The following is a 6,307-nucleotide window of genomic DNA, read 5'->3' as shown; positions in this document are numbered from 1 at the left end:
CCCACCAACTTCCCCGGGCGGGATCCGGAAGCAGGCGTGCCCCCCGAGTCGGGCCCCCCTGTCGGCCAGGGAGCGGTTCGCGGCAAGAACTCGTGAGGCAGCCGACCGAGCACTGCTCGGAAACTTCCCAAGCCTTGTGCCCGCCCGATAGGATGTGGCGGTTTTCACTGCACTTTTTGCTGGGTGAAGGGCTTCATGGAGCGTCGCGTCCTCATCGTCGAAAGCCAGAACGACTTCGCACTCAGCATGGCCTCCGTGCTCAAGAGCGCGGGCTACAACACGGCCATGGCCACCACTGCGTCAGACGCGCAGCGGGAATTGGAGAAGCGCCGACCGGACCTCGTCGTCGTGCGCGCGGAGCTGCCGGACCAGTCCGGCTTCGCCCTCTGTGGGCAGATCAAGAAGGGCAAGTGGGGCCAGAACCTCAAGGTCCTCCTGCTCTCCTCCGACTCCGGCGTGGAGGGTCTGAACAAGCACCGTGAGACGCCGGCCGCCGCGGACGGCTACCTCGTCATCCCGTTCGAGATGGGCGAGCTGGCCTCCATGAGCGCGGGCATCGTGCCGCCCGGCTCCGACGACTCGGACGCGGACCTGGACGCCGCGCTCTCCGGCGCCCCGCGTGAAGCCCCGCCGCCCATGCCCGGCGTGCGCACGGGCGCTCCGCCCAAGCTGCCCAAGCGCGAGCGCCGCAGCGCCATGACGGACGAGGACAAGGCCTTCATGGACCGGGCCTTCTCGTCCATCGCGGACCGCAAGGCGGAACTGCTGGCGGAGTCGCGTCAGCTCAAGCGCCCGCCCCCGCGCCGCGAGCTGATGGGCACGCCCGAGGGCAAGGTCCAGATCCTCCGGGACGAGCTGAAGACGCGTGAAGCCCAGCTCGCGCGCCTGTCGGAAATCTGGAGCGTCCGCGAGCGCGAGCTGCTCTCCGTGGAGGACCGCCTCCACGAGAAGGACGTGGAGCTGCAGGGCCTGAAGATGCAGGTGGACGACCTGCTGCGGCGCTTCAACGACGCGCAGCAGTCCATCGTCCAGAAGGAGCGCGAGCACGGCGCCACCGTCGACGACCTGCTCCTCCAGAAGTTCTCCTCGGAGAAGGACCTCATCGAGGTCGTCGCCTCCAAGGAAAAGGACATCAACGTCCTGCGCAAGGAGGTCAACCTCCGCGACGAGGAGCTGTCCCGGCGCGGCGCGGACCTGGAGAGCTGGCGCAACGAGTTCGACAAGCTGGAGAAGCACCTCGGCGTCGTCACGCTGGAGTTCGAGGTCAAGGAGCAGAAGCTCCAGGACACCGTCCGCGCCAATGAGGCGGACATCCTCCAGCTGCGCGAGCGCGGCGACCAGTTCGAGTCCGAGCTGTCCCGCACCGTCAGCGAGCGCGACCAGCGCTACGCCGAACTGGACGGCGAGCTGCAGGCCCTCCAGGAGCGGCTGACGCAGACGGAGCAGGAGCGCGACGCCACCGTGCGCGGCCTGGAGGCCCGGTCCACCACGGCGGAGGAGCACGCCAGCCGCTCGGACGCGGAGATTGAGCGCCTCAACGCCGAGCGCGCCGCCCTGGAGCAGCGCCTCACGCAGCAGGTGGCGGACCTGGAGTCCGACATCGCGCGCGTCACCGGCGAGCGCGACCAGCTCCGGCTGGACAAGGACGCCCTGGAGGCGGACCTCACGCAGCGCGTGGAGGAGCGGGACGGGAAGATCTCCGCGCTCGACCGCGAGCTGCAGGAGACCATCGCCCGCAACGAGAACAGCGAGGCGGAGCTCAACGCCACCATCCAGCAGCACCGCGAGCGCATCGGTGAGCTGGAAGGTGAAGTCGAGGCCGTCAAGACGCACCTGGAGGACCGCGAGAACGAGCTGACCGCGGAGATCCAGGCGCTGCAGCAGGCCAAGGACGCGCTGGAGCAGGACCTCACCAGCCAGCTGGAGGACCTGCGCGCGGCGAAGGACGCCCTGGAGGCGGACCTCAACGGCCAGATTCAGGCGCTCACCGAGCAGTTGGACGCTTCCCAGCGCCAGGGCGAACAGCTCTCCGCGCGCGTGGCCTCGCTCGAGGACACCGTCACCCAGCGCGACGGAACCATCGAGGGCCTGCAGACGGACGTCGCCGACCGCGACGCGCGCATCTCCGAGCTGACCGGCAACCTGGAGGCCACGAGCCAGCAGCTCTCCGAGACGCAGAACACGCTCTCCAGCACGGAAGCCACCCTCGCGGAGACGCGCGGCGAGCTGGAAGCCACCAGCCAGCAGCTCTCCGCGACGCAGGGCACGCTCTCCAACACGGAGGCCACCCTCTCCGAGACGCGCGGCGAGCTGGAGGCCACCAGCCAGCAGCTCTCCGAGACGCAGACGCGCCTGGCGCAGACGGAGGAGACGCTCTCCACCACGCGCGGTGAGCTGGACGCCACCAGCCAGACGCTGGCCACCACCGAGGCGACCCTCGCGGACACGCAGGGCACGCTGGCGCGCACGGAGGCCACGCTCGCCGACACGCAGGCCACCCTCTCCAGCACGGAAGGCACGCTGGCGGAGACGCGCGGCGAACTGGAGGCGACCAGCCAGACCCTGGCCGACACCCAGTCCCGGCTCGCGCAGACGGAGGAGACGCTCTCCACCACGCGCGGTGAGCTGGACGCCACCAGCCAGACCCTCTCCGACACGCAGGCCACGCTCTCCAGCACGGAAGGTACGCTCGCGGAGACCCGTGGCGAGTTGGAGGCCACCAGCCAGACGCTGACGGACACGCAGGCAAAGCTCGCGCAGACGGAAGGGACGCTCGCGTCCACCCAGGGCGAGCTGGAGGCCACCAGCCAGACGCTGGCCACCACCGAGGCGACGCTCGCCCAGACGCAGGACACGCTGGCGCGAACGGAAGGGACGCTCGCCGACACGCAGGCGACGCTCTCCAGCACGGAAGGCACGCTCGCGGAGACGCGCGGTGAGCTGGAGGCCACCAGCCAGACGCTGACGCAGACCCAGGAGACCCTGGAGTCGACGCGCGCCGACCTGGCGAAGGTCACCTCGCACCGCGACGAACTGGACGCGGAGCTCAACGAGACGCGCGACATCCTCCAGGAGACCAACGGCCTCCTCGCCCGCACCACCGAGGAGCGCGACGCGCGCATCGCGGACCTGCAGGCGCTCAACGCGGCGAAGGACTCGCTGGAGCAGGACCTCACCGGCCAGATTGGCCAGCTGCGCGCGGACCTGTCGGAGACGCAGGGCAGCTACGACGCGGAGCGCACCGCCCACGCGGCGCTCGCGGAAGAGACCACCGCGCGCATCAACGCCCTCACCGGCGAGCGCGACAATCTGTTCGCGGAGCTGAACGCCACGTCGCAGCAGCTGGCCGACACGCAGGGCCAGCTCGCCAGCACCCAGGACGCGCTGGCCCGCGAGGAGCAGACCCACGCGCAGTCCCGCCAGGCCGCCGCCAGCGCCCAGGCGGAGCTCACGCGCCAGCTCACCGAGGCCCAGGCCAACGGCGAGGACCTGGCCGAGCAGCTCATCGTCACCAAGCACGAGCTGGGCACGCGCGTGTCGGAAGTCACGCAGCTGTCCTCCAAGCTCGCGCAGACGGAGGACGCGCGGCACGACCTGGAGGACCGCCTCCAGACGCTCACCCACGAGTCGCAGCGCCGTGAGGAGCTCCTCCAGAACGAGGTCGACACCAAGGGCAAGGAGCTGTCGGACACGCTCCGCAAGCTCACGCACGTGACGCAGGAGAAGATGCGTCAGGCGGAGGTGCTCAACCGCGAGGTCTCCACCCGCACGGAGCACGTGAAGCAGCTGGAAGGTCAGCTGGAGCAGCAGGCCTCCGAGGCGAAGAAGCAGGCGGACGCGCTCAACCAGCAGGTCGCCAACGTCTCCGGCGAGCTGGACGGGGCGCGCAAGGCCATCGCGGACCGAGACTCGCAGCTGCAGCAGGGCGCGCAGCAGCAGAAGAAGCTCACCAGCGAGCGCGACGGACTGGCCGGACAGCTCCAGCAGGCCCAGGCCCAGGCCCAGCAGCAGGCCCAGCAGGCCCAGGCCTCCGCCGCCGAGGCGAAGAAGCAGTCGGACGACCTGGCCGCGAAGCTCGCGAAGGCGGAGCAGCGCATCACGCAGCTGTCCCAGGAGGCCCAGAAGTTCGCCGCCGACACGGAGGCGAAGCTCAAGGAGGCCCAGGCCCAGGTGCAGACCCGCACCAAGAAGGCCCAGGACCTGGAGCTGGCGCTGGAGAACGCCCAGAGCACCCGCGCCCGCGCGGAGAAGGACCTCAACGCCCGCGTCGCCGCGGCGGAGACCAAGGCCAACGAGGCGGCCGCGAAGCTCGCCACGGCGCAGAAGGACCGCAAGGACCTGGAGGCCCGTCAGGCCAAGGAGCTGGAGGACCTCAACGCCAAGCAGAAGGCGGAGCTCGAGCGCCGCGAGGCCATCAAGGCGCAGGAAGTCGCCCGCCTCCAGACGTCCGTCCAGGAGAAGAGCAAGGCGCTCAAGGTCGCCGAGCTGGAGCTGGCCCGCTACAAGACCAAGGCTCCGGCCGCCGCTGCCGCGCCCGCCGCGAAGGCCAGCGCCAAGGCCACCGAGGAAGAGCACCTGGCCGCCACCGTCCAGGCGAACCCGGTCATCCCGGCCGCCGCCAAGCCCCCGGCCAAGGCCGCCGCCAAGCCCGCCGCGAAGAAGGCCGCTGCCGCGCCCACCCCCGTCCCCGTGGACGAGGAGGCCCCGGAGCGCACCATGGTGATGCAGCTGCCCACCGCCCCCGAAGCCGGTGAGGACGACTGGACGGCGCTCGTCGACGAGCTCGACAAGTAGCCCTCACTCCCCGTGGGAAACGACAAGGGCCCGCGCACTCCATGGAGTGCCGGGCCCTTCGTCCATCTCAAGACTGTCCCGCGACGGCTACAGCGCCGTGGCCGCCTTCGCCTCACGGATGAGGTCCCGGAAGTGCAGCGCGCCCACCACGTCCCGCACCACCGACACCGGACGGCCCTCTTCCAGCGCCAGCGCCTGCGCCTGCCGCCACCGCTCCAGCAGCGTCCGCGTCGCGATGTACGCCAGCACGAGGGGGAAGCCCCCCGGCATCACCACCACCAGCACCGCCATCGCCAGCTTCAGCCACGCCCACATGACCCGCGACCTCGTCGTCCTGAGATACGCCCGCATAGATGCACGGTGCATGCCCGCGGTGCGAAAATAATTACGCACCCTGATTCCGCAGGGTTACAGCTCCCAAGGTCCTCAAGAGTGCGGACGGCGCCCCCACAACCCTGGCATTTTTGCCGCAGTGGCCACGGAACCGTCGGTTAAGTTGACGGGTGTGAGCCCCCCCCAACTGACTCCGGAGATTCGCTCGTTCACCAGCGTGGAGGACGCGGCGCGTTGCCTGGAGGCGGTGGGCTACCTGTCGTCCCCTGAAATCGCCACGGCGGTGTTCCTGGCGGACCGGATGGGCAAGCCCATCCTGGTGGAGGGCCCGGCCGGCGTGGGCAAGACGGAGCTGGCCAAGGCCCTGGCCCAGGCGTTGGACCGGACCTTCATCCGCCTCCAGTGCTACGAGGGCCTGGACGAGGCCAAGGCCCTCTACGAGTGGGAGTACGCCAAGCAGCTGCTCTACACCCAGCTGCTCAAGGACAAGATTGGCGAGCTGACCCAGGGCACGTCCACGCTGGCGGAGGCCGCGGACCGGCTCGCGTCCGGGGACGCGGTGTTCTTCTCCGAGCGCTTCCTCCTCCCCCGCCCCATCCTCCAGGCCCAGCTGTCGGACACGCCCGCCCTGCTGCTGGTGGACGAAATCGACAAGGCGGATCCGGAGTTCGAGGCCTTCCTGCTGGAGGTCCTCTCTGACAACGCTGTCACGGTGCCGGAGCTGGGCACCATCCGCGCGAAGCATGTCCCGCGCGTCATCCTCACCAGCAACAACGCCCGTGAGCTGTCGGACGCGCTCAAGCGCCGCTGCCTGCACCTGCACATCGACTTCCCGGACCGCGAGCGCGAGCTGCGCATCGTCCGCTCGCGCCTGCCGGAGGTTCCCCAGGTGCTGGCCGAGCAGGTGGTGGAAGCCGTCGCCGCCATCCGCGCGTTGGATTTGAAGAAGGCCCCGTCCATCAGCGAGACCCTGGACTGGGCGCAGAGCCTGACGCTGCTCAACGCGGAAGCGCTCAGCGCGGACGTCGTCGCCGCCACGCTCAACCTCGTCCTCAAATACGAGGGCGACATCGAGAAGGCCCGCGCCAACCTGCCCACCATCGCGCAGGCCTGACGCAAAGCGCCGCACGCGGAGTGCAGATCGTTGGCACTTCACGCTTTGCGTCCCCAGTGTGCCTGG

General features: G+C 69.9%; 3 protein-coding genes. 2 read left to right on the top strand and 1 reads right to left on the bottom strand.

Features of this window, described 5'->3' with window-relative positions; all coding sequences use genetic code 11:
• The first annotated feature begins 195 nt into the window (after window positions 1-195).
• Complete coding sequence (locus D7Y15_RS15040) at window positions 196-4,794, top strand: response regulator (protein ID WP_121753006.1); 4,599 nt, start codon at window positions 196-198, stop codon at window positions 4,792-4,794.
• A gap of 87 nt (window positions 4,795-4,881) precedes the next feature.
• Here the strand turns inward: D7Y15_RS15040 and D7Y15_RS15035 are convergent, their stop codons facing one another.
• Window positions 4,882-5,109, bottom strand: coding sequence for a hypothetical protein (locus D7Y15_RS15035; RefSeq protein ID WP_120565972.1), 228 nt, complete (start codon window positions 5,107-5,109; stop codon window positions 4,882-4,884).
• Window positions 5,110-5,299: 190 nt separating this feature from the next.
• On the opposite strand from D7Y15_RS15035, the gene D7Y15_RS15030 reads away from it, so the two are divergent.
• Window positions 5,300-6,241, top strand: a complete 942-nt coding sequence (locus tag D7Y15_RS15030) for a MoxR family ATPase (protein ID WP_121753005.1) — start codon at window positions 5,300-5,302, stop codon at window positions 6,239-6,241.
• The last annotated feature ends 66 nt before the right edge of the window (window positions 6,242-6,307 follow it).

The organism is Corallococcus sp. AB030 (assembly GCF_003668965.1).
GTDB lineage: Bacteria > Myxococcota > Myxococcia > Myxococcales > Myxococcaceae > Corallococcus > Corallococcus exiguus.
Note: the sequence above shows the minus strand (reverse complement) of the source record. Positions and strands in the feature narration are given on the sequence as shown.